Origin of the sequence: Nostoc sp., assembly GCF_036916985.1 — a bacterium.
Classification (GTDB): Bacteria; Cyanobacteriota; Cyanobacteriia; order Cyanobacteriales; family Nostocaceae; genus Nostoc.
Window position 1 is genome coordinate 1 of the sequence record NZ_JBALFD010000007.1, and the last position, 25,151, is coordinate 25,151.

Sequence of the window (25,151 nt, forward strand, 5' to 3'; positions counted from 1 at the left end):
AAGCAACCTTTTCATCTGTTTATGTTCTCGTAATTTACACGCGAACAAAATATTCTTTATTTCACCATCTATTTTCCCTTAACCGAGCAGTATTGAAATCTGCACTACTTAGTTGATCAAGCCCAAAGCCTGATATTTGAAATTGCTACACACCCAGACTACAAACGACTGCTGAAGTTGGGATATAGCCCTGATTTAAACATTGCTGATGCTCAAACTGCACTCACCTATCTGCAATGGGAGTTAGACCGTAATCGAGAACTTTCTAATTAGTACAAAAGCGTTCACCTAAAGGAATGCCATTACTTTAGATGAACGCACGGAAGTTTTTCTTCCGCTACAGAATTCCCATTATTGCACACAGAACAACAATCAATAAAACTTTAACCGAGGTGAACATGGTTACTGAAATCAAACTAGGTTTATGCAACCCTCCAGAACCCATCTATTTATATGTCAAAAATGCTGAGTTAGGTGGAGAATCTTACCTGTGGTATCACTACGATATTGAGAGGGAGAAAACTATCCCTGTTTCCCAAAGAGCATTAACTGGTTATCTGTCTGAACTGCGATTTACGACTAAAGAGTTCAAAGGAAAGGATAATCTCAAGCTGGATATTGTCGTGAGTGCAGATGAACTTTATGTTGTCAGGACTGGTGTTGAAACCAATTTCGCCAAAAGCTTTCTTCTCGCTGCCTCATTAGTTCAGGATTTTTCTAAACCACTGATTATCGTTGCGAATGCTGGTGACGAGAATACAGTTTTCTGCAATCTTTACGATGCTGCAAGTAAAAGCAGAATTGAAAGAGAATGGAACAAAAATGCTGATTGGGCAACAATCATTCGTGACATCCAATTTCGCTTAGGTGGCACATCCTCAACTATCCCATCTACACCAAAACTTAGCGTAGTTCCTCAACCAGTACCGACTCAAGACTTACGAGTTAAAAATATTCGCACCTTGCTTGATTATCCACTTGATTTGGTCAGAGAGTGGTTGCAATTTCAGGATGTTGACCGCCCAAGTCTACTTCATATTAGCAAGATTAATGAATTGGTAAAAACCATGTGTTTGGCTTGGGCAGCAGACAAGTGTGAATATCCCAATCATGCCGAATCTTTGTATCAAAAGCTAGTTGTTGATGCTGTTACTAACGGTGCTGATGAATTAACGGCAATCAACGTATGGATGCAACAGTTGCAAACTGCAAAAGCGGGAGCAGTGTAAATCACAAATCAGGATTCAGAATATTTTTACTTCTGAATCCTCAATTAATCAAATAGGAATTACCCATGAGAGTCATCGTTACAGTTGTTAAAAAAATCGTCAGTGAAGCACACATCGATATCCCTGATGGGCTGAACCAATCCGCGGGATTGCGCTGGTGCATAATTCTTGGTTTTACCTTGTTGAATTGATGTCGGCAACGTTAATTAAGACACCAACTATATCGAATCGCTTCTCCCTGGTTGGTGAAAAAAGTTTGGTGCGGGTAAATGTTTAATTCTTTCTAATCACACAACTAAAATTATGTCACAAATTGAAATCGTCGAAATCATCGAACAGATAAAACAAGAGATTGAAGTTGACACTAATGGTCAAGCGAAAGTTAGCCTTCGGGCAACTGCAAGACTGGCTGGGGTCAGCGCTGTGGCAATTCTCAAGACCTTAGACAGCGTTAACCTAGAACCTTCTAAACTGGCTCAAATGCTTATGGAATCAGGCTTTCAAGCTGTTAACTTAACCGAATGGAGAACTGTCGGTATTCCTGATATGGCGATCGCAATTATCTTAGAGTACTACGCTTACGAAGCTGGTAGATACTGCACTAAACAAGCCAGATTGGTATGCCGTTCATTCAACACCATCGGTATTCGTGCGTGGATTCAAGATAAATTGGGCTGGAATAAACCTACTAATCCTTCCGAAACAGCGATGACACAAATACAGTTACTCGCTGCGATCGCACAACAGATGGCACAGCAAGAACAATATTTACTGGAGCAACAACAGCAACAGACCGAAATTTTGCACCGGTTAAAAGCGGTTGAAGTTGAACAGGACAGAGTAAATACTCCATGTGGACATAAATACAGTGTTGTTGGATTTGCCAATCTTCAAGGTTTAGAAATATCGGTAAAAGAAGCGGGTACTAAAGGTCAAAAGTATGACTTGAATCATAATGTGAGCTAAAAGCCCATTTTTTCATTCAAGTCACACGTTTCCCCTAGCTAGCGAGTAAATCACAGCTTTTTGGAACCTCGTCCAGAATCTTCAATTCAACTATCTCAGCAGAAGTGGGAATATCTGATTTATTCAGTAAAGTTTTCCAGTCAGATGAATAGGTACGACGTTTTTTAACCAACTGAGTTACAGTATCATAAAACACCACATTCTTAATGCCATCAGTTTCTGTATAAATCTTGCTATGGACAATATAAGCGGGTTCGGGAACCCTGGGTAGTAGACCCGGAAGAACACGTTGAATCTGTCCAGTCACCTCAGGATTTCTGGACGGCTTTTGAGAATCACACAGGATCGAAAAATACCAACTATATTGTTTGTCAACTTCCAGGGCTTTTTCTTTGCTTGGCAGTGTCAATCCAGCAATGATACCTGGATTTTTATGTAGCTGAGACTCCTCAGAAGCCTGAGGAAGTTGGGCATAAACAGGGGCTTGAACAAGATGTCTGTTTTCATCTAACAACACAAATTTTGCTGATTTTATTGAAGACGGGTAAGGAGGAAGATAAAACCAAAATGTTGGATAATCCTCAACCGTTTTTCCCACTTCTTCTGTAGATGCGGGGTCTGATTTCAGCTTTCTCTCAGGAGCAAGGGCAATTAAAGATGCAAATTCGTCGTCGGCGCAGGGGCCCCGCCTGACCCCGCCTTTACTCAGGAAACTACTCTTCTTGCTGGAGGAACAGAAAACAATAAAGAAACAATCTGCCGCCTGTACTGGTGGAACCCACATTGCGAAACTGCTAAGAAAAAAAGTGACGGTATAAATAACAATACTGATCCAGGAGAGTAATTTAGTAAGAATCATAATGGTGTTAATTAGTAAGGTTACAGAAAACATTTGCAAGGCTGCTTACACTCATTCAGCCTGGACTTTTAGCAACATTTATCTTTTTTGTAGAACCGCCTTGTCGAAGTCTAAATGTCTTGAAAGCTACAACTCCAGCCGTACCGACTAGAGCGAAAATATTTGGTACAAGAGGTATCCAGCCACTCTGATAGGCAAAGATGACATAGCAGATGCCTACCAAGCTTGTGAGAGAGGCTGCACCCATCACCCATTGCATAGGTTGTCGAAATCGCCAAACAACTAGCCCACCCACTGGAGACCAGACACCGATCCAAAGCACGTCAGCCCAAACAGGCCACCACCAAATTAATGGACGTTTAGCTAATACTGCGCTGACAATCTGGCTGACCATTTGCGCCTGAACGATCGATCCGGCTAATGGGCCGTAAGGCGTAGATACATAATCTGCACTGACCTCGCTATCAGCACCAATTATGACAATCCTATTCTTAACTTTTTGCTCAGAATTTTTGTCATCTAAGCGCAGAAAGTCTTCAAGACTGATCTTTTCACCGAAATTTTTAGGAGTCCCCTCAAAAGAGCGATAATTGAGTAATATCTGGGCTGTATTAGGTTCAGATAGATTCCCTTGATATCCTCCAGCAAGACCTTTGAGTCGTTTTATATAAGTCTTGCCAAATTGTAAATCACTAGCATATTTTCCTTGCAATGTCGTCAAAGGTTGGTATGGTTTAGCTTTTTCTTCTACCTCCAAATAGCGAAGGGCGATCGCAAAGCTAAAAGAATGTTCTGTAGGACAAAATTTATCCTCTATGACTGGATTGAGCAAAGGTTGACGGCGCGTAACATCACTGTCTATAAAATTGCTAAAGCCCACGCGCTCTGAAATTTTGTCTCTTATTTCTATAGGATATTTTTGACCAACCTGGTTATTAGTTCCTTCCGGTGATGTACATATACCAACTAAATACTTGTTCTCCCCCAAAAGAATAGCTAATTCCTTTGTTCTAGCCGGGAAATCCCGCAGCAAATCTAACCCGATAACGCGGGGTTGATTCTTCTGCAACTTCTTCAAGAGCCTTTCGAGAGATGGATCTTTCAGAACACTGCTTTGTCCTTCCTCCTTACGGTTGCCTTGTTCCCGAATATCATTATCATTGACTGCAATAATCAAGAATCGTTCATCCTGCCCTTCACTGGGTTTAAGCCGCATCATTTGATCGTAAGCAGCCAATTCTAGCGGCTGGATGATTCCCAAAATACGTACTACTGCGACTACAACTGCCACTGCAAAACTTGTTTTTAGTACAGTAGGAAGCTTTAGTTTACGGCGGGGTAACTCTTGGCTGGCTTGAATAAACGCTTTTTCATCCTGGCTGAAGGCATCGGGAGCCTCCTTTAGATAATCTGTGGCTTTTTGCAATAGCCCACCGCGCAACAATTCCCCGTCATCCTGACTTTCTTGCCATCGTTTAATCGTGGATCGGAGTTGCTGTTGAAGTTTGAGGCGAGGTCTACTTTCGGTTAACCAGCCCTGTAACAGTGGCCAGTGGAGGATGAGAGCTTCATGGGCAACTTCTACTTCATCGCCCTTGGTGATCACTAATCGGGCATTGGCTAATTTTACCACCAGGTTTCTGGTTTGATTTAGGTCACTACTTTCTGTGACCAGTTGATTGCGTGTTGCTCGCCTGCGTGTATCCTTAGGTTGATCCTCTCGATTCGACGGGTCAAAATCCTCATCGACACGGGTTAACTGCTCGAAGATGTGCCTGACTTGTTGTTGTTCATTCGGTGTCAGGTTCTTGTAGAACTCGTCAGCAGTGGTGGCGATCGCCTGCTGCACTCCCCCAATCGCATTGTATTCGTCATAGCACAACCATCGTCCCCGCCGCCGATTCCACAGTTCCTGCAAAGCGTATTGCAGCAACGGCATCGCACCCGGTTCACCCTCGACCTCAGCTAAAATGGCATTACTCAAGCCTGTTTCAAACTCCAGCAGCACTTGGTCTGCCTGCATTTTCATCGCTTTACCCAATTCAGCCGATTCCATCGGGCCAATCAATTTTTGTCGCTGTTCGATCCGCTGACTTAATTTGCGGTAATGAGTACACTCACCCAAAAAATCTGTCCGTAGGGTGATAATGACTTTTTGCTGTTGAGCCAGATCCAATAGGCGATCGATGAAAGAATTTCGCTTGTCTTCATCGGTACAGAGGGTAAACAGTTCCTCAAATTGATCGACCACGAACACGGCAGACTCACCTACTACACTGGAAAGGCTGGCTTCTAGCTGATCCAGGGGTTCGCTAGTCGGCGTCAGATAGGCTAACTTTAAGGCTGGCTCTTGCTGCTGGAGTTGCGGAATTAACCCGGCTAACACGGCTGAAGATTTACCACTACCTGAAGGCCCTAACACAGCTAAGAAATTGTCTTTAACTAGTTCCTTTTGGAGCGATTTAATCAGTTCATCCCGGCCAAAGAAAAACTTGTGATATTCTGCTCCAGCAAAGGAGGACAAGCCTGGAAAAGGACATTCAGCTTTGTATTCAGGGGGTTCTTTACCTAGGGCAGCTAAGGCATCAAAGCTAATTTCCAGCACCTGCTCGCAGAGATAGTTGAGTTCCTTTAGTGCCTGCTTACGTTTATCCAGACCAGTGCTAGATTCGGCTCCTTGAAAAGTTTTCAGGGTTCCCTTCTGGAGATTGAAACTCTCTTTCAGCTTTGTGGCTTGAGGAGCGCGATCGTCAATTAGCTTTTGAAACTCTGCGATGCCAAACTCGATTTCTGCATCGGTCAGCTCTCGACCTTCCAAGCGATCGCTGAATAAGGGCCGTTCCCCCAGGCGGCTGAACAAGGCTGGAACGGCAATATCACGGCGGCTTCCCAGACCGGCTGTTGCCTCCTGTAGCGCCAAATCTACTTCACCAGACTCTCTCAGCCGCTGATAAAAACGCTGACCTAGCGCCAAGGCGGTTTCAATACTTACCTTACGGGTCATCGCAACCACCGCAGGCATGGCTAAGTCTCGCACCAATCGCTGGGCTAATCCTCCTAAGGCTCGTTCTGCTCTAGGATCGGCACTCTCGCAAGTAGAGAGAAAGGTCAAGTGAGGGAGTCCATTTTTCCCGCCGATTCTACCCAGCCGTTTCAGTAAATCTTTTCCATATACTAGCTCTGCTTGATTGTTGTCGGTTGCCCAGTAGAGACCAGTATCACCCTCGCCATCTGTCATCAGTCTGCCGTGACAAACAATATGGAGCAGGGTGTAAGGTTGTTGAGCGTTGGTTAATTGTTCACAGAGTTGGTCAAGTGTCGGCGCACCGATTGCCCCATCAACCTGATTAGCCAGCACATCGCAAGGAATTTCTCCCAACGCCGATCTCACAGTTGCTACAGTTGTCTCGATATTGAAAGGGGCTAATTTAAACTGCTCTGAATTTTCTGGTGAAGCCACCAGTATCAGCGCCCGCAGGTCACGCCGCCCGATGGGGGGAAAGCGGCGATCAAGACTTGTTGGAATATATTGGGAAAAGGGCAACCTTTGATCAAGGGCTAAGTGATTCCAAGCACCAGACGGAATGGGGACGCACAGCCTTTCCCAATGTAGGGTTCTCAACGGATCTTTTTTGTCTACTTCAATTGAGAGTAAAACTCTGAGACAGTCTGGAGTCTGACTGTGAGATGTGATTAAGGCATCCCTGACTTCTCCCTGAAACAGCTGCTTGCCCAAGAGTGTGCCATATTCTTCTGCTTCGTCTTGTAGCTCAATTAACTGATTAAACTCATCCACACTGAACCGAAAAGTGCCTTCTGCGTGGATGGTTAACCCATCTACGGATCTAAATTTGGTAACAACAGGCCAGGCATCTTCAAACTTTCTCTGGATGGCAATCTCAAATGTACTCATGAGTCAACCTTCCTTAACTGAGTCATTATCCGATTGATAAATTGCCATACCACGGGAAGTACCAAGATCAGACCTCCTGGCACATTGACAAGAACAGACAATTTGAGCGCGGCTTGAACTGCGATGCAGAAAATTTGCAATAAAGCATCTCTGGAAGCCAAAGCTAAAGACAATGTGCGTTGATGTAGGCTAACCTGTGTAGCACTTAATCCCGTTTGCCAGATGCTATCAACATCACCTAACCAAGCAACCGAAGTTTGCGCTAGTGTTCGACCTTCCATCTGAGTTTCTACCCAGGTATAATGAGCAACTACCTTCAACAACCGTTCTATGAAGATTTGGAACTGCTCAAATGCCTGATGCGAGAACCCAGCAATCTCTTCCCCTATTCCAAAACTGATGGGTATATCTGGTTTTTGAATCGCTTGCAGAGATGCCAACAGTTCACGTTCCGGTTGTGGTTGTGCCTCGTCAACTGAGACCAGATCGAAAGCTAGATCAGACTCAGAAGCGATAGTGTGAATTAGCCGATGCACCCGATCAATCGCTGTTACCATTGCTTTCTGGGATTGGCTGAGTATCTCTTCACTATGGCTTAAGTGTAAGGTTGCCTTGCTTAGATCCGAGGGGAAATTGGCTCGCCATAAAGGGGCATTTATAACCGTCTCGGAATTCAATGCAAAAGTAACAGTTGCATCTGCTGTTCCAGGATTAGTTGCCCATAAGCCGATCACATCTGGGATGTTTTCTGCTAAGGTTGGATCAAAGAGTTCAAAGATAGGTGATTGTCGGCTCCAATTCACAATTACACCACCTTAAACACTTTCAACAGTTCAGTTACGGTGGAAACCGTTATCTTAAGTAGTTCTGTTCGATGGGTTCGAGCTTGACTAACAGCTTCTTGGTGGATTTTCCCCAGGGTTTCATCCAGTTTGCCCTCTTTTTCCTGCAAGCAAATAAAGGTATCTCCGTTGAGATTAATGCGGGTCAATGCTTGGAGTTTTGCTGTTCCCTCAAATTGTTCAGACGATGGGTTGTAATGTACACTGCTGAGATCATCACTGGTGTAGGTAGACACCTCAAGGCTGGAAGTTTCATCGATTGCCTTCTGTAAGGATTTACTCAGTTGCTCAGAGAACTGTTGCAGTGTATCCATTAATCGCTGCTGGGTTTGCTTCAAGGCAGAGGCATCAAATAAGCCGTAATCTTGTACTGTAGACTCGGTTATCGTTACTTTTTCAACCATGCTCACAGACTCCTTTGCTAAAGCTTCTGGGGATAGTGCTGTCGGTAGGAATACTGGTTCAATGGTGGGACGTTCAAAAGCGTTAAAGGGTTGATTTCCCACCACCAAGCGCACTGCGGGATCGCCAATAACGGCATAGCTGCGGGCATCATTATTAGCTGTCCACATCCCTGCCAAGCTCAAAACATCGGCATGTTTGCCAAACTTAATCTCTTCTAGTTCGGCACTTAGATCGGAGGAAAGCTCGGCATAGCGCTCGTTGAAATATTCCACCGCCGACCCCACGGGATGTCCTTCGAGTAAGCGCTTTAATGTACTTTGAAAGACGCTTAATTGACGGCGAGATTGTTCAAAGCCGCGAATGTCTGGCCAAGAAAAAGAGTAGCCCCAGGCTCGTTCCACATGGCCAATCACCGCCAGTGCGCCACCTTGGGGATGGCTGAGTAGTCGTTGGGGCAGGCGGGCAACAAACGCTTGGGGGGCGATCGCTGATCGTCCGGTACTGTTTCCTCCAGCTAGGTTGCTTCGATGGGCGAAGTCATCCAGTTTGGGCGTGCCTGCTCCGTAACAAGCAAAGTGAAAGGCAATTAAACCAAGCAATCGCGCTTCGTCACCGACATCACTTGCTGAAAAGTAGAAGTCTTCTGGAATTGCAGTGTGCCACTGCGAACCTGGCCAATCCTGACAAAGTAATGCGCCCTGATGCGAGGTTTGGCGAATATCTCCACTGGGAAACCCCATCCCATGACTGGCGGTAAACAGTAATCCTGGGGTGGCATCCCCGCCTAGTAACTCACCTAAACGGGCTTTAGTGGCTTCTTCTCTTAGGATTGACTGCACCTCCCAGCTTGGTTGCTCTTGAGCGATCCATTCGGCTAGGGGTTGAACCAGATGAGCAGCACTTAGTTCTGTAGCTTTATCTTCGTGATTGCAGACACCGAAGAAGCTGGCGCGACGCGGCAGTGAAAAGTGACCCGTTTCCGCTTTTACCACACTACGAGCATACTGGGCATACTCCTGGGGCTTGTCGAAGCAAATTCGACCCACGGCATATTGTACATCGAGTTGATACTGAAAGCGATAAGGAATGCTTTCAGGCTCACCTACAATCAGTAAGTAATAGGGCATTTTTTCCGGATCGGCGGGCCCCGGGCCGACACCATACCGGGCTAAAAACTGATTTTTTGATTCACCGGGACGATAGAGGTATTCTTGGTAGTATTTCTGGTTGTTCTGGGTTGCCTGCGTTTGCCGATGCTCTAATAATTCCCGTAGCGCTTCCTTAATCTCTGGATTCGGGCCTTTTGCCTCTGGGTCAAAGGCAAAGATTACCCCCCAGCCAGTTTCTGCCAAATTTTTGGGATCAACGCCTTCGATGGGGGCAAAGTCTCGTTCCAAGCCTTTAACAGAACGATCTTTGCGCTGGAGTTCTTTCAAGTGCGCTGGGTCAAATTCTTCACCCTGAGCAATTTTAGCAACCTGCTCAGGAGTCAGTGGTGGAAGGAGATACTTACCAGTTGCACCATCGATACCATTGAAATAGAGTTGTTCTTCGAGCATTCGTGTCCTCCATGAGTCATTTTGGATGGGGCTAAACACGGGCTAGAGCCAGTTGCCGACGAGTAGGAAGGGTGCCCAGTAGCGGGGGTGGGTATAGGGGCCATCCTGTGCTTGTAATAATGCCAATTGGCCTTGACGCAGAGCTTGGGCGCGACTTGTCTGAGGCTGAGTAATGGCGTTGTAGAACTTTGCGATAAACGTTTGGCTGGACTCGTCATCTAAGCTCCAGAGAGAAGCGATCGCACTCCGCGCACCAGCTTTAACAGCTGTTCCGGCAATCCCCAGGGTGGCGCGATCATCACCGGAAGCGGTTTCACAGGCACTCAGGATCAGCAGTTCAATAGCATCGGCTCGGTTGAGTTCTCGAGTCCGGAACATTGCATCAAAATCTTTTAACCGGACTTTGCCATCGGAAAGAAAGTTGCCGTCTGCGGCTGAGTTGCTACCTGCGGTTAAGATGAAGGTGTCTTGAGGGTTGGAGCTAAACTGCCCGTGGGTTGCAAGGTGAACAATTTTAAAGGGAGAATCATTGAATTTTTGGTTGAACAAATTGCGGGTAAATTTTTCATCCTGAATCAGAGTCACACTGACTCCCTTCGTTTTTTGGATCGCATCCAACTCTTTCTTTACATAGCTCAATTTGGCAAACTTAAACTTGTCGTCACGTTGCTTCGGAGGATCGGTAAGGCTAGCTGCCAATACTTTTAAGTCAGCGTTCGGGAGTGGGCGAGGATTACTCAAGTCCAACCCTAGAGAAACTGAAACTGCATATTTCTCAATCAGATAATGCTCTCCGTCATAAAGCGCCGCCATCGGAATATTCCGAAAAGGGCCATCCATAACAAAGACAATCGTTTTAATTTGTGCGCTTTCTAACTGTTTTTGAGCAGGCTCAATCAGCCATTTGTAAATTTTCTGTCCGTTTTCTTTGACGGCATCAAAGGTATAAGACTCTTGCAAATCGCGCTGAAATTGGGTGATCGTAGCCTTAGCGGTTGCTTCTGGTAAATCGGTTCGATAGTGAAACAGCTTTTGATTGGGTAGCCTGACGATCACCTCAATGCGATCGCCAAAAATGATCGGAGAGACGGTAGCAGTCGGCGAATCTGACTCATCCGTAATCTTGTCAATCTGTTGCAAGCTTGCCTCGGCACAGGGTTGCTGAAGGAAGTTTTGCAATTCGGTCATTTGCAGCGATCGCATAACCTCGCGTGCTTCTTGCAGATTCTTATCATCTGCCTCTTTTTCTTTTGCTCCTGTAATTTGAGGTTGCAGCAGCAAATCGGCCAATTCTCGATAGGCTTGTTCTACTGGATGTTCTTCAAAGGAGAATTGCAATTCTGTGTTATCGAATGCCAAATCTTTTCTGAGCAATTCTATTGTACGGTAAGCTTCCCTGTAGTTCTTGATTGCCCCCTCTGGATTATTGGCTCGGTCGAGACGACCTAACTGCCAAAACCAGCGATAGGCAATTTCGGGAGCATTGATCGTTTTGGCCAGGTTCAGCGCTTGAGTGGTGAGGCTTAACGCTTGCTTTGTCCGATTGAGAGCATCATCGCTCTGCTGCTGTTGGGCATAGGCTTGACCCAAATAACCTAATGCATAGGAATGCGCTACTTGGTCGCCTAGTGTTTGGGCTTGTTTGACTGCAACTTCTAGAAGTTGCGCGGCTTGATTGCTGGCTTTGCTGTCTTTGAGTTTTGAGGGGATCTGGTCTAGCCGCAGCAGATTATACCCTAGTTGAATTTTTGCATAAAGAGCTATCCGACTAAGGGGCAGGCGATCGAGTTGCCCTTGAATTTGAGATGCGATCGCCAACACTTGCTGCGTTTGTTGGGTATTATTGGCATTAATCGATTCATAATCAGACTGAGTAGCCAACAGCAGACTTTGTTGATTGGATAGGGCCTGAATTTTGCTAGTTGGGGAATCAGTTTCTTGAGCCGCCTCCTGATAATATTGCAGTGCTTTGTTTAGGTATGCCAGCACCTCCGGCTGAGGACATGGATTAGGTTGTAGCCGTTTTTGCTGTTGATAAATGGCGCGGTAGGTATTGCCTAAACTAATCTGGGCTTTGGTAATGTCAACGGGAGACTGCAATTTTTGAGCCAGTTTCAACCCTTCCTCTAACACGGCTGCGGAGTTTTGCGATCGCTGTGACGTTTGGGTTGTCAGTAGTTGATCTACTTGTAAGTGCCCCACTAATCTCAAGGTTTCGCCATAGTTGAGCAGAATGGCAAGCTGGAGGGGTTCTTCTGGTGGCAGTTTTTCATACAGTGACCCCAGCAGTTTATTTGCTCGCTTGTAAAGACCGAGGGTTACTAATGCTTGGGACTGGTTGATTTGACTACGGATGACACCTGCTCGATCGCCTGCCTGCTGAAAGGTCTTGGCGGCAAGTTGCCAGCTAGTGAAGGCATCGGATGCCAGTCCTTGGTCTAGTTGCAAGCTACCTTGAATGGTTTGGGCTTCTGCCAAAATGTGCAGCCGATCGCCTGTTGTTCCTTGATTGGATTGTTTCAGCAGTTCCAGACTCTGAGCGATCGCGCGGTTGGCTTTGTCCCATATTCCTAATTGTTGGTATGCCTGAGCCACATAGCTCAAGGTCATAGCTTGATGCAAGCGATCGCCCTGGGCGGCAAAGGCATCTGCTGCTTGTTGCCAATGAGTGATTGCCTGTTCCAGTTGTCCTTTCTGGTAACTGGTTTTACCTTGCTGCACTAGGTCAATAGCGGAACTGGTTGACTGACTGGCTTGAGTAGGGAAATTACTTTGCGTGGATAAAGCAAGATCCCCGCTCCCCTGAAATAGAGGAGGAGCGAAATCAGGGGGATGGCGATGAGATAGAATCTGCTGTGCATTACTAGGAATAGAAATGAGGCTCAAAACCAGAATCAATAGAGTTGTGCCAATTCCTAAACCCAAGAATCGTAATAAACGTTTCATCTGCCGTAAAAGCGGTAATTGCATGGTTAATTCCTTTTTAGGGCTTCATGGGGCTGGAATCGGCTGGGCAAGTGATGGGGTTCTGCTGGAGGTTTGATGCAGTCGGATTGCTGGATTGGGCAACTAGGCGAATCTTGCCATTAGGGGCAACAATCCATCCTTGAGCCTCGATCATGGCGCGAGGTGAGATGGGGGGGGCGGTAGTACCAGGGGTAGCAGGGCTGTTGGCAACATTATTTGTGACTGTGGGGGTTCCTAACTCCGTGAGTACGCGGGAACTGCGGAAGATATCTTCTGGACTGGCGGGAATGCCACTACGACCTGTAACCACAAATTTATTTTCATTCAAGGTAAACCGTTTACCAGTGGCACAACCCTGAGCGATGAGTCTTGAAGTATCGATTGGTAGTAGGTTGAGTTCTCCAAGTCCCTGGCTGGGGTCAAGGGTCAAGGTGTTGAGAACAACTACCCCATTAATGCCAAGCTGTGAACTAGCAGCGATGTCACTGAAGCGAGTATTTAAAATACCCGGCGGAGCCTGAAGAAAGCCCAAAACTCTGTTGGCGTTGATGGTAACTTGGCCACCTTTACCGGTGAAAGCATTCGCTACAATGTCACTATTTTCGGACAAGACTCCAACCAAAAAGCCTGCTGTAATATTGATGTTTCCACCATTGCCACCACCAGACTCTTGTGTACCTGAAGTGGTAGAAATCTGACTGCCACCACGTAGCAGCAAAATATCGGGATCAATCGTGATGTTGCCCCCATTACCGTTTATGCTAGTAGCAGTCACTGAAGAATTTTTAAGAGTGATGCGATCGCGGGCATTAATGACGATATTCCCAGCCTTAATGCCAGTATTTGTGGAATCAGGAGAGTCATTGGTTGTAATTGTAGAGTTATTCAGCAGCGTCAAAGAACTTAGTGAGCCTTGGGTAGTTGATACATTATCAGAATTCAAATTGGCTCCAATAAAAATTCGTCCAAAATTACCCTGACTAGAGACTTCGCTTTTATCTTGGAGTAAGACTTGTTCGGGGGCATTAATAAATATATCCCCTGCCAGAATTTTACTATTTGTATTAGGTTTCGTGGAATCAGGAGAGTCATTGGTTGTAATTTTAGAGTTATTCAGCAGCGTCAAAGAACTTAGTGAGCCTTGGGTAGTTGATACATTATCAGAATTCAAATTGGTTCCAATAAAGATTCGTCCATTATTACCCTTGCTAGAGACTTCGCTATTATCTTGGAGCAAGACTTGTTCGCGGGCATTAATAAATATATCCCCTGCCAGAATTTTACTATCTGTATTAGGCGTGGAATCAGGAGAGTCATCGGTTGTAATTTTAGAGTTATCCAGCAGCTTAAAAGAACTTAACGAGCCTTGCGTAGTTGAACCATTAGAATTCAAATTGGTTCCAATAAAAATCCTTCCATTATTACCCGTGCTGGAGACTTCGCTTTTACCTTGGATCAAGACTTGATCGCGGACATCAATAAATATATCCCCTGCAAGCTTACTACTATCGGAACCAGAATTTGTTGTTGTAATTCTAGCTTGGTCTTGTAAGGCCAGTGTCCCAGTTTTAATGTCGATAATACCGCCGTTTCCGCTTGCACCTTCTTGAATACTACTAAATACACTGCTACCAAAACCATCAAATATAGTAGCTTGAGAGGCATTAATTCTTATCTTACCTGCGTCTCCTGTTCCACGAATCAAGGTTTGCAGTTGAGCGCCGCCTTTTACCGTTAATGTCCCAGTGTTAATGTCGATGATGCCGCCGTTTCCGCTTGCATCTTTTTCAATAGTGCTAAAGGTAAAACCATTGTCAAAGGTGACTGCATTATTAGTAACAATATTTATATTACCTGCTTTTCCATTTCCACCTCCATTAACCTGAGTTTGTATAGATGTGAGTTTATTTGGTTCTGAATTTATAGAACTTTTTTCTACAGTCAATGTACTAAAAGGAATATCACGTGAGTCACCAGAAATACTTATTCTTCCCCCATCACCTAGTCCAGAGGTGCTGGAAATTAGTTGCGCTCCATTAGTTAATTGGATAATGCCACTTGCATCCATACTCTGAATATGAATGTCTCCAGCTTTCCCTGAATTTCCCCCTAATCCAGTTGTGTCAACTTGCATTTCAGTGGAAATTGCAGCATTCGACATCGAAAGCGAATTAGTTGTAATGTTAACATTACCACCGTTCCCCTTTGTGGGAATACTATTTACCGTTGGGGGACGTTGCACAACACTTTGTATAGCGCGACGATCTTGATTGTCATTAGTTAACTTTATGGTTTGTGCTGTGATATTGATTGCACCTGCATTTCCATTGTTTGTAGTACTGTTATCTATAAAGCCACCATTACTAACCTCAAGGGTACCAGTTTCAATATTAATGGTTCCAGCATTTCCAGTTCCAAAAGTTTTAGCAGCGATTCCTGCATCACCGCCATTTTTATTTCCTAGATCATTGTGACCGATTATCTTTAATGATCCACCAGAAATAGTAATCTTGATATTGCCTCCTGTGCCTAAATCACTTGCTCTACTAGCTGCTCCTGCTCCATTACCTACTGTGCTAAAGATTCCAGTGATTCCCCCTTTTCCATCTGTCGGCCCCTCGATTGTCATGTTTTTCGCAGTAACAATGATGTCTCCAGCTATTGTTTTTTCACTGGTAGAACTTTGGAGGAAGGTATTAACTTGTGCTTCATTTTTTAGAGATAGTAAAGAATTTGCGTTGAGCGTAATGTTACCACCTTTACTCCCATTGGGTGCAAATATATAAATGTAATTAGATGTGGGATTGGCAGGATCATTCCTATCAATAGAAATATTCTCTGCTTGAAGAGTTAAATTATTGGACGTTGTAGCGGAAACTCGAGCTTTAACATCAATATTATTAGTCGCTTGCAAGGTAAGGGAGCTATTAGCAAGGAGAGTAGCAATTACATCTGCCCCAATCGTCTGACCGCCAGGGTCTTCCGTAGAACTCCATATCCCATCCGCAGCATTGGGTGGATTAGGGTCAGTCCCAGGAACTATCGTGATATTAGTTGGGTCGAGCAGCAATGTTCCAGTTTTACCAACAATTGCTGAAGTATCCACAAATCCCTGAAAGGTGAGATTTTTTGCTCCGCTAACCTCTACAAATCCACCATCCCCAGCCTGAGTTCCTCCATTGGCACTAATATTTCCATAAAAGCGATTTGTGCCATCAGCCCAGACAATTACCTTGCCACCATTCCCCTCAGTTTTGGCATTTGCATTAATGACTGCATTGGGACTGACATAAGTTTGAGCCGCATTCGGAACCGTCCCCTGTCCTTTGTAGTCTCCACCAATCAACACCGTCCCACCCCCTGTAGGGCTAGACACATCTACACGGGCATTGTCTAACAGCGCAACGCGATCGCCTAACACCTGCACAGTACCTCCCGGTGCTGTCAGCGTTCCTGTACTCGTTGTTGTCCCACCCAACAGCGTCAGGTTCTGCCCCTGTGTCACTGCTAAATTACCCGCATTCGTAATCGTTGATCCCGGTGGTCTCGCCCCAAACTGCACCCCTGGCACTAAATTCACTGCCAACAACGGCGGAGCCTGGGGATCGGTAGCACTAAACTCACTGCCATCTGGTAACTTCAGACTCCCTGATGTTGTCGCCACAAACGAACCGCCAATATTCAGACTGGCGTTGGGGCCAAACACAATCCCATTTGGGTTGAGCAGATATAGGTTAGCGATACCATTCGCTCGAATTAAGCCATCAATATTGGAGAAAGAGGAGCCTGTCACGCGAGTCAGGATGTTTTGAATCTTAAGGGCATTGTTGAAATAAGCTTCCCCGCCCGTGGGTATGGAAAACTCTTGGAAGCTGTGGTATAGGTTCACGCCCCGCTCGGTGCCGCCCGTGATGGTGCAAACTTTGCATCCAGGTGTGACGCTCGAATTCACCGGCAGCGTCGCATCAGGGATGATCTGAGCCTGAACAGTAGTAGTACTTGTCAGAACTCCAAAAGTAAGGCTGCCAATTATCCAGATTGGAAGTATTTTGCTTTTCATCGGCAGATAGAAAATGTTGCCTAAATTTATCATGATTTTTCTGTGGAAATCTTTAAGTTAAATTAACATCAAGATGTAAAAATCAAGAAGGTTATCCTGATTTTGAGGTACATAATTTTAGTTTCCCATTAGATATCTCTATTCTGTAAATCTGGAAAAAGAAAAATACAACTACAATCCTATAAGCCTATTTTAAAAAGCATTTTACCATTTAATTTATCTCCCATAATAGATAAAAAGTTTTCATAAAAGTGTTACGCTACAAGCAACCTAGACTATTCATTTCTGAAAATTACGAAACAAATCTATGATACTAAGTTTGTCGGAAAATCTGACTTTCTCTGATGTAATATAAATTTATCAAAGAAATTTTTGTTCAGATGTTAACGCATGAATAATTAATAATTCTCCTTATTTGCTAACATTATTTCTTCATAGATATCAGAACGGCTGTTTATAGCTTAAGGAAAAATTAAACCCCTGCTCTTGCAATGTTTCTTTGTCCCCAGAAACGCTAATTAGAGGTATACCCCAATCAAATCGAGCCGTGAGGCGATCGCTCATATTAAGCAACAACCCTGAACCAACCGAAACTAAATCATTCGGGGAAGGATTGGCGGTAGTCCCTTGGTTGAAGCCGTAACCAAAGTCTACAAAGGGAGTGAGTTGCAAAACTATCTTCGGATTGCGAATTCTAAAGATGGGAATTCTGGCTTCAGCAGACAGAAAGAGTCCACTATCTGTAAGTAATAAGTCTTGTCGATAACCCCGGACGCTTTCCTGTCCTCCTAGCCCAAATTGTTCTAAAGGAACCAGAGGTTTGTTAGCCAGTTGGATATCTCCTCGCAGCAGTAGCAATGTATCTTCAGCCAACAACCGGACATATTGTGCCTGCCCTCTCCAGGCAAAAAAGTTGCCTTCAGGAGTATTGGACGTAGTATCCAAAGCATCTAAACTGCCTAATCCAAAACTGAACTGAGAACGAAGAGCCAGCACTTGTTGACTATTCTGGATTGTGTAATCTTGAAAAAAGCGCAAGGCTGTAATGCGGGTTGTTCCCCCAGCATCGGCTCCCGGCGATGGGAAAGGGATATCGCCTCCCAGCAGCGTTGCTCCACTTTCGCGGTAGCTGCCCGTCAATCCAAGAGCAAACTCCTGAGTTGTAGTTTGGATAATCGGTTGCCGCACCGTTAGTTCAACATAATTGGAATTAGAGTTGATATCGAGGATATCAAACGGTTTCTCGATGACATTGCTAGAGGCAAAACCGCCACTTAATGTAATCGTTCCATTACGGGCATTGAAGGGAATGGTATAGCTGGTATCAAAGGAATTGCTACCATCAGTATTGGTATAGACCATAACTAGGCTATCGCCCAAGCCCAGGAGGTCAAAATTGGTCAGTTGCAGTTGGCGACGAAAAGTACCCACACTGGGTGTGCGTCCGTTATCGAGAGTGAGTTGAGCCTCCCAAATGGGAGCTTCGGTCACTTGAATCTCCAGTAAACTTTCACCAGGCTGTGTCCCCGTAGACAGTTCGGCTGAAATATTCTTGATCAACCGATCATCTTTGAGTCGCAGAAGCTTGAGAGCTTCAACCAAACGCTTTTGATTCAGGGGTTTGCTTATGGCTAGTGCTACACGACTGCGGACATAGCCTGGATTGAGATGCCGAGTTCCCGTAACTTTGATCTCTTCCACTCCCCCTTCACTAATTTGAATTTTGACCACTCCACCTTCTAAATCCTGGGGTGGAATATAGGCCCCAGAGGTAATGTAGCCCTGATCAAAATAGAGTTTAGTGATCTTGGTTCGTACCTCAAACAGTTCTGCCAGAGAGATGGGATGGTTAATGTAATCTTTGGTAATTTGCTCAAAATCTTGGGATGTGAATACTGTACTCCCGATGATCTCAAATCGGTTGACTGTAATTGTGCCTGGAACATCCCCTGAGATGGGTGCCGAGGGCGGAGTTACTGGGGTGCTGGGTTGAAGAATTGGAGATGAAGGGGGCGGTTGGGGTGAGATCGGCGGAGTTGGGAGGGTGGGATTCCTTGGTAGGGGTATGGGGAGGACATCCTGTAAGGGTGGCAGGGGGTTTCCAGAATTCGGCAGGGTAGGAACTTGAGCAGAATTGATAGTTTGGGCACTGAGTGGCCTGTTCATTAGACTGCTGAAGCCAAGCAGACTTAACCCAAGCCAGAATAGACGAATTTTACTAACCATTAGCAATACATATTAAAGACAAGTTACCACCTCAACGAGTAAATATAAGTGCGTTGGCGAAGCCTTCGGCAAGGCTTCACCATTTCCTTGTTCAATCAGATTTTCTTAATCACCTGATTTGTTTGCTTGAAACGCTTGTAAATTAGCGTCTTTTAGGGAATGAAACAGCCCTGCTGGGGTTAGGGGAGATCTAAAAGTGCCTAAAGTCACAGTGAAACGCTTTTCAAACAACCTCTAAGCTCAACAGCTTTTAGCTTGGTACTCTTACTAATGTCTTATCTGCTGATTTTTAGCTATTTATGCAGATTTTAGAAAAACTATCGGATTGTTTATTTACAGAAGCCATGTGTTCTTGAATATTTTTTATAAATCGATAAAAAGACATGCAAATCCTTGATTGAAAGAGTGACTAGTTTTCAATCTTGCAGTTGTCCAACTGGACTAACTAGATTATGGGGTTAACTTTAAACTTTTCAATGAATTAAATCTAACTCCTTTATCTGGCTTATCTTTAGTCCTCATGAAATACAAGATGTATCAATTTTTTTAGTCCAATGACAGTACTGATGTTTCCCCATTACTAAAGATAAGGGCTTGATGAATCTTACTATTTACAATCTTTACAATGCTAAAAATTCACAAAGCTCGATTCCATAAAATACTACCACTAATGATGTTTCAAGCCTATTTTGGTATTTTTGAGATCACTCCACTGTCTGCTAGCATTAGCCAACCTAGCCGTTAGTCCACATCCCTCAAACTAAATTCCTATTTCAATTAATCTCTTTAAGCCTTGTTTATTGATTGAGTCAATACAATTAGTTATTTATTTATCACTATTCCTCATTCAAGTAAACTTATTTACCAAATCTTCAATATATAACTTCTTCTAAAAGCTAATACATTTTAAAATATTCATAATCAAAGATTTATTCTTTGCACAGATGTATTTGATTTATTTATCAAAAATTCGATATATTATGAAATTTAGTTTTATTTTCAACAAAAACGTAATTTCTTCTGATACAAAAAATAATTTTGTGAGATAAGATCGTCCTGAAACATACATAAGTTAATTTACATATAAGCTGACAACATTTTTGCTCGAACAAACAATCAACTTCATGAAATCTTTATATAAACACTGTTGCCCGTAGTAAACCCGCCATAAGCTGATGAACACGTTTTAAGCACGATTATCCTGAACTCGACCCAGCAACTTTAAGCGACTTCGATGATCTTTAAGAGCGATCGCAACTTCCTACCATCGCTGGTGATTAAAGTTATATGTGCTTTTGTTGCATTTTTTACGCTTATGGGGTGGGGTATTCATTTATCCACCTCTTCTAGCTCAAGTATGCTTAGGAGGAAAAATACTTATGATGCCTCCTTATTAGGCGTTAACCATACTACCTGAGTATTAGTTTTAGCTGATTTACCAGAACTAGGTAATCGCTCATTCTCAGCTTTTTCTACTGCTGTTGGCTGAATTTCAGCAGTCGTAGGATCACCATCATGATCAAAAGTATAGTCAAACAAATCTCCCGGTGTAATGACGCGGTTATCACCCGTAGCAAGATATGCCTTTGTCAAACCGTTGCATAGACTGTTTAAAACTCTCCCACTGATCTGTTCAATCTCATCGGCATTTTTTAATTTTGAGATAGAGGTTGGGTGAATACCCGAAAGTTCAGCAAGCTCTTTGTTACTGATTTTTTTTTCTGCCATTAATATCCTAAGCCGCCAACGAATCATTTTTTGAGAGTCTTTTATTCTTGTCCTTACTCTCATAGTTTCCTCCACTAATGCTTTTATAGCTAGCTTGCTTTTTACTTCAAGTGATTCATTTTAATATAGCAAGGAAAGTAATTAATATACAAGCTTGACATAAATATAGCGACCTTGCTATATTTATAGTTAGCAAAAGGCGATCACCCCTCTCTCGCAAATTGGAAGCGATCGCCCTTTGACCCTTTTTACAGGAAATCTTATTATGTCCCATCCAACCTACACACAGCAAGCCCTTTGCCGCTATAACCTACCTCGACTCAAAAGAATCGCTGCCGAATTAGGCGTTACACCCACCGGGGACAAAAGAGCGGCTGACACCTGGGTAAACGCAATCATCACCCACCAATCCACCCAGCTTCAGAAAGTTGACAACCAAGCCACAGCCCAAGCCGAACTCCACAACTACATCGCTGACCAAGCCCAAGCTGTAGCTCCCGAACCCCTCACAATAGTCGAAATCTCGTTTGACCATCACGAATATTACGCTGATGACAAACTGGTAGCCAGCATCAGCCATGACGACAACCATCTAACCCAGCCTTGGGTAGTGATGATAAACGACAAAGAAGTATTCCGTGCCAACACTCTAATGCGTTGCGCTCGCTGACGGTTCATTACCTGTGCAGGAGAAAGCAGAGGTGCAGGGGAGCAGGGGTGCAGAGGGGAGAAACCTACAACAACTTTCTCCTCTGCCCCTCTGCGCCTCTGCCCCCATGCCTTCCTCTTCTACCGAAAACCAAATCATGGCGCATATCTTCAACGAGTGCCAAAATTACGGGTTTGAAATTCTCGATGATGGCATTTATAACAACAACGGCGTGAAACTGGGGCAAGTCGGATGCACTGACGGGAACTGGTGGGTGAAGAGGCGTTATTCAGTCCAGCAGCAGTATTCTAACTCGGTGCTTGATGCTGTGCGCTCATTGTCGATGGTGGACGTGTCTACTGATGGTAAATCCATTTTTGATGAATATTTTTTAGATCAGCCGTTAGAACAGCTAACTGGCGATAAATTGCAACGGCTGCTGGAGAGAACGGAGTTAGTCACAGCGTAATTCAGAATCCAGGAGTCAGGAGTCAGGAGTCAGGAGTGATTAAAGAAACAAAGAGCAGGGTGGAGAAGTTAATAAAATCTGCCTTCCTTTCTTCCTCCTCTTTTTCCCACCTCTTCCCGAAATTCTGACTTCTGAATTCTGACTCCTGAATTCTTCTCTCATTTTCCCTTCATTCACCTATTCATATATGCAACCCACAATCTCGATCCCTCAACACTGGCCCTACCCTCGCTTTAACTTGGAACAGCGTACACAACAGGGCATCATCCTGGGACTTTATTACTACCCGAATGGTACAGAGTTGGCTGAACAATTTGATGAAGGATGGCGCTATGTACTGATGCCTAATAAAAATTCTGACGAGATATCGTACTTGCAAGAGAATCAAATCCAACCGCTATCTCCACAGGAATTGTTCACGCAAATTACCGCAGAGATTGACTTTTATCAACAACAAATAAGCATTCTCAACCGACAGTTAACCGTATTAACTCAAGGTGCAAACAATGGCTAATTCTACAAACAATTTTGACCGTAGAGCCAATCATTTGCTGCGTGTGCTTCAGTTTTGTGGTGGTTGTGTGCCTCTGCACCGTTTGCAATTCCAATTCTCAGATTCAGTTATTCAAACACTGCTGGATAAAGAACTGGTGCAAGTACAGAACACGGGAAGCGGTTTTTTGTTGGAGATTGCCGAGGATTTTTAGGTTATTAATCCCAGAGGACACAATCATGAAACTTTACGCTAAGACGATTCCACAAACTTTACCTGCTTGGGCAACTGTCGTTACGAAAAGTGCAGATTTATTTGAGATTGAAATTAACGATGAACACCCGAATTTCCAATCTCTGCTTGAAGAGTTAGAAACCGAGATTGAGCCAGGAATCAGGGGTGTGAAAGTGGAAGATTTATGTTCCAGGCTTGGCATTGAAATGTCTAACCCCAATCTCTACCCATTACTTGAACAAGCTCAAACTCTGATGTCCCTTATTGCTACGCACCCAGACTACAAAAAACTGTTGGACGAGGGATATAGCCCAGATTTAAACATTGCTGATGCTCAAACTGCACTCACTTATCTGGAATGGGAGCTAGAGCGTAATCGAGAACTTTCAATTTAATACAAAAGCGTTCACCTGAATGAGTGCCGCTTACTCAGATGAACGCACGGAAGTTTTTCTCCCGCTACAGAATTCCCATTATTGCACACAGAACATCAATCAATGAAACTTTAACCGAGGTAAAACATGGTTACTGAAATCAAACTAGGTTTATGCAACCCTCCTGAACCGATTTATCTATATGTCAAAAACGCCGAGTTAGGTGGAGAATCTTACCTGTGGTATCACTACGATATTGACAGGGATAAAACCATTCCTGTTTCCCAAAGAGCATTAACTGGCTATCTGTCTGAACTGCGATTTACGACTAAAGAGTTCAAAGGCAAGGATAATCTCAAGCTGGACATTGTAGTGAGTGCTGATGAAGTTTATGTCATTAGAAGTGGTGTTGAAACAAACTTCACCAAAAGCTTTCTCTTGGCTGCATCAGGTGTACAGGATTTTTCTAAGCCACTGATTATTGCTGCTAATGCTGGTGAACAAAATACGGTTTTCTGCAATCTATATGATGCAGTAACTAAAACCAGAATTGAAAGAGAATGGAATAAAAATGCTGATTGGGGAACTCTCATTAATGACATTCAATCTCGCTTAGGTGGCACATCATTAACTATTCCATCTGTAGCAGAAACCCAAGTAGCTCCACCCAAACTTAGCGTAGTTCCTCAACCAGTACATACACTTGACCTACGAATCAAAAATATCCGCACCTTGCTTGATTATCCACTTGATTTAGTCAGAGAGTGGTTGCAATTTCAGGATGTTGACCGTCCAAGTCAACTTCATACTAGCAAGATTAATGAACTGGTGAAAACAATGTGTTTGGCTTGGGCAGCAGACAAGTGCAACCATCCCAATCATGCTGAGTCTTCATATCAAAATCAAGTTGTTGATGCTGTTGCTAGCGGTGCAGATGAGTTAACAGCAATCAACGCATGGATGCAACAGTTGCAAAATGCAAAAGCTGGAGCAGTGTAAATCAAAAGTCAGAAGTCAGAAGTCAGAATTCAGGATTCAGAATTATTCTGATTTCTGACTCCTGACTCCTGAATTCTCAACATCAGAGGAATTACCCATGAGAGTCATCGTTACAGTAGTCGAAAAAATCATTAGTGAAGCACACATTGATATCCCTGATGGGCTGAACCAATCCGCAATTAAACAGCACATTGTAGACCGCTACAACACAGGGGAAATGTCCACAGATATGAACATCTTCCAAGTAGATTTTGAATCTATCAGCGCTCGGATTGTCAAAGAACATTCTTCTACTAAATCTGCATCAATATCAGAGGTGAGATTATGAGTATCAAATGGACTGATGAAGAACTTGCAATTATTGAGGCGAAAGCTGAAGTCTATACAGTCAAACAAATAGCTTCAATCCTAAAAAGGCGAGGATATCAACGCACACCAGTTGCAATTTACCTGAAGTTAAACAACTTAGGTTATTCAGCCCGTCCCACTCTTGATAATTATAGCTGTCAAGAAATTGCTCAAGTTCTTCAATTGAATTTCTCAACTGTTACAAGGTGGGTAAAAAGAGGATGGCTCAAAGCTACAAGACGCTCTGCCAGACATTACCAAATTCGGAAATGGGATTTAAAACAGTTTTTTGATAACCCACCTCAATCAATTAAAAAACGTATTGCTGCTCTTGATACCGAAGCGATCAATTACCTATTAGGGAGACAAGCATGATTGACCATATTAATGCACTTCAAACAAGCTGGTATCTCTCTCCACCTTGGGGACAAACAATTCCACCTGTTGCAGTTAATTTACTGGAGAGGGTATACCTCAGAACCACGAGAACATTCGGTTACTGCTGCGGTATGCAATGGAAACACGAATGTTGGATTTATTCAATTGATTGCGGTAAAGAAATACTCCACGCTGCACAAAACCAAATCATTGCAACTGGAGAATTAGAAGCCATCAAAGTGCAAAAACCTGCTTTTGTTCTGGGTGAAAGAGTGATCCTCTGTTCTCACGACAAGGGAACAAAACAACGGCTGATTTTAGGGATTGCACTGGTGCATAATTCTTGGTTTTACCTTGTTGAATTGATGTCGCCAACGTTAATTAATACACCAACTATATCGAATCGTTTCTCATTAGTTGGTGAGAAAAGTTTGGTGCGTGTGAATGCCTGAA

21 protein-coding genes are annotated in these 25,151 nt (G+C 43.9%); 13 read left to right on the plus strand and 8 right to left on the minus strand.

The annotated features are described in order from the left end of the window. Positions 1 to 398: 398 nt before the first annotated feature. The 4 genes from V7L07_RS01560 to V7L07_RS01575 all read left to right on the plus strand — a co-directional run bounded on the left by V7L07_RS01560 (position 399) and on the right by V7L07_RS01575 (position 2,195). Positions 399 to 1,229 (plus strand): hypothetical protein, encoded by an 831-nt coding sequence (locus V7L07_RS01560; RefSeq protein WP_335054429.1) that lies wholly within the window; start codon positions 399 to 401, stop codon positions 1,227 to 1,229. 65 nt (positions 1,230 to 1,294) lie between these two features. Beyond that, entirely contained in the window at positions 1,295 to 1,420 is a 126-nt protein-coding gene (locus V7L07_RS01565; RefSeq protein WP_335054503.1) for a hypothetical protein, read from the plus strand. Further along, positions 1,420 to 1,506, plus strand: coding sequence for a hypothetical protein (locus tag V7L07_RS01570; RefSeq protein ID WP_335054501.1), 87 nt, complete (start codon positions 1,420 to 1,422; stop codon positions 1,504 to 1,506). Before V7L07_RS01565 ends, V7L07_RS01570 begins: the two co-directional genes overlap by 1 nt. 26 nt (positions 1,507 to 1,532) lie before the next feature. Further along, on the plus strand, positions 1,533 to 2,195 hold the full coding sequence (locus V7L07_RS01575; protein ID WP_335054431.1) for a hypothetical protein: 663 nt from the start codon (positions 1,533 to 1,535) through the stop codon (positions 2,193 to 2,195). Positions 2,196 to 2,229: 34 nt separating this feature from the next. On the opposite strand, the gene V7L07_RS01580 is transcribed toward V7L07_RS01575, so the two are convergent. The 8 genes from V7L07_RS01580 to V7L07_RS01615 form a co-directional block, all read right to left on the minus strand. Continuing rightward, the gene (locus tag V7L07_RS01580) at positions 2,230 to 3,054 is read right to left on the minus strand and encodes a DUF928 domain-containing protein (protein ID WP_335054433.1); all 825 of its coding nucleotides are present in this window, start codon (positions 3,052 to 3,054) and stop codon (positions 2,230 to 2,232) included. 55 nt (positions 3,055 to 3,109) lie between these two features. Then, on the minus strand, positions 3,110 to 6,967 hold the full coding sequence (locus tag V7L07_RS01585) for an nSTAND1 domain-containing NTPase (protein WP_335054435.1): 3,858 nt from the start codon (positions 6,965 to 6,967) through the stop codon (positions 3,110 to 3,112). Continuing rightward, positions 6,964 to 7,770, minus strand: a complete 807-nt coding sequence (locus V7L07_RS01590; protein ID WP_335054437.1) for a hypothetical protein — start codon at positions 7,768 to 7,770, stop codon at positions 6,964 to 6,966. The genes V7L07_RS01585 and V7L07_RS01590 overlap by 4 nt, the downstream gene beginning before the upstream one ends. A gap of 2 nt (positions 7,771 to 7,772) precedes the next feature. Further along, on the minus strand, positions 7,773 to 9,773 hold the full coding sequence (locus V7L07_RS01595; protein WP_335054439.1) for a hypothetical protein: 2,001 nt from the start codon (positions 9,771 to 9,773) through the stop codon (positions 7,773 to 7,775). A 42-nt stretch (positions 9,774 to 9,815) separates the two neighbouring features. After that, on the minus strand, positions 9,816 to 12,743 hold the full coding sequence (locus V7L07_RS01600) for a CHAT domain-containing protein (RefSeq protein ID WP_335054441.1): 2,928 nt from the start codon (positions 12,741 to 12,743) through the stop codon (positions 9,816 to 9,818). Between the two features lie 13 nt (positions 12,744 to 12,756). Further along, complete coding sequence (locus V7L07_RS01605) at positions 12,757 to 16,800, minus strand: two-partner secretion domain-containing protein (protein ID WP_335054443.1); 4,044 nt, start codon at positions 16,798 to 16,800, stop codon at positions 12,757 to 12,759. Positions 16,801 to 17,241: 441 nt separating this feature from the next. Beyond that, entirely contained in the window at positions 17,242 to 18,966 is a 1,725-nt protein-coding gene (locus V7L07_RS01610; protein WP_335054445.1) for a ShlB/FhaC/HecB family hemolysin secretion/activation protein, read from the minus strand. 1,437 nt (positions 18,967 to 20,403) lie between these two features. Next, entirely contained in the window at positions 20,404 to 20,781 is a 378-nt protein-coding gene (locus tag V7L07_RS01615; RefSeq protein WP_335054447.1) for a helix-turn-helix domain-containing protein, read from the minus strand. 238 nt (positions 20,782 to 21,019) lie between these two features. Here V7L07_RS01615 and V7L07_RS01620 point away from each other — a divergent pair, with 238 nt between their 5' ends. The 9 genes from V7L07_RS01620 to V7L07_RS01660 all read left to right on the plus strand — a co-directional run bounded on the left by V7L07_RS01620 (position 21,020) and on the right by V7L07_RS01660 (position 25,150). Further along, a complete protein-coding gene (locus V7L07_RS01620; RefSeq protein WP_335054449.1) occupies positions 21,020 to 21,424 on the plus strand; it encodes a hypothetical protein in 405 nt (134 codons plus the stop codon). Positions 21,425 to 21,455: 31 nt separating this feature from the next. Next, positions 21,456 to 21,872: a hypothetical protein gene (locus tag V7L07_RS01625; protein WP_335054451.1), complete on the plus strand. Its 417-nt coding sequence runs from the start codon at positions 21,456 to 21,458 to the stop codon at positions 21,870 to 21,872. Positions 21,873 to 22,059: 187 nt separating this feature from the next. Continuing rightward, positions 22,060 to 22,386 carry a hypothetical protein gene (locus V7L07_RS01630; RefSeq protein WP_334768701.1) on the plus strand — a complete coding sequence of 109 codons (327 nt, stop codon included), beginning with the start codon at positions 22,060 to 22,062 and terminating at the stop codon, positions 22,384 to 22,386. Continuing rightward, a complete protein-coding gene (locus V7L07_RS01635) occupies positions 22,379 to 22,579 on the plus strand; it encodes a hypothetical protein (RefSeq protein WP_335054453.1) in 201 nt (66 codons plus the stop codon). Before V7L07_RS01630 ends, V7L07_RS01635 begins: the two co-directional genes overlap by 8 nt. Before the next feature lie 25 nt (positions 22,580 to 22,604). After that, the gene (locus tag V7L07_RS01640; RefSeq protein ID WP_256875348.1) at positions 22,605 to 22,994 is read left to right on the plus strand and encodes a hypothetical protein; all 390 of its coding nucleotides are present in this window, start codon (positions 22,605 to 22,607) and stop codon (positions 22,992 to 22,994) included. Positions 22,995 to 23,120: 126 nt separating this feature from the next. Beyond that, positions 23,121 to 23,972 carry a hypothetical protein gene (locus V7L07_RS01645; protein ID WP_335054457.1) on the plus strand — a complete coding sequence of 284 codons (852 nt, stop codon included), beginning with the start codon at positions 23,121 to 23,123 and terminating at the stop codon, positions 23,970 to 23,972. A gap of 97 nt (positions 23,973 to 24,069) precedes the next feature. Beyond that, entirely contained in the window at positions 24,070 to 24,300 is a 231-nt protein-coding gene (locus V7L07_RS01650; protein ID WP_335054459.1) for a hypothetical protein, read from the plus strand. Further along, positions 24,297 to 24,695 (plus strand): helix-turn-helix domain-containing protein, encoded by a 399-nt coding sequence (locus V7L07_RS01655; RefSeq protein ID WP_335054461.1) that lies wholly within the window; start codon positions 24,297 to 24,299, stop codon positions 24,693 to 24,695. The genes V7L07_RS01650 and V7L07_RS01655 overlap by 4 nt, the downstream gene beginning before the upstream one ends. Then, positions 24,692 to 25,150, plus strand: coding sequence for a DUF1392 domain-containing protein (locus tag V7L07_RS01660; RefSeq protein ID WP_335054463.1), 459 nt, complete (start codon positions 24,692 to 24,694; stop codon positions 25,148 to 25,150). The genes V7L07_RS01655 and V7L07_RS01660 overlap by 4 nt, the downstream gene beginning before the upstream one ends. Position 25,151 lies beyond the last annotated feature (1 nt).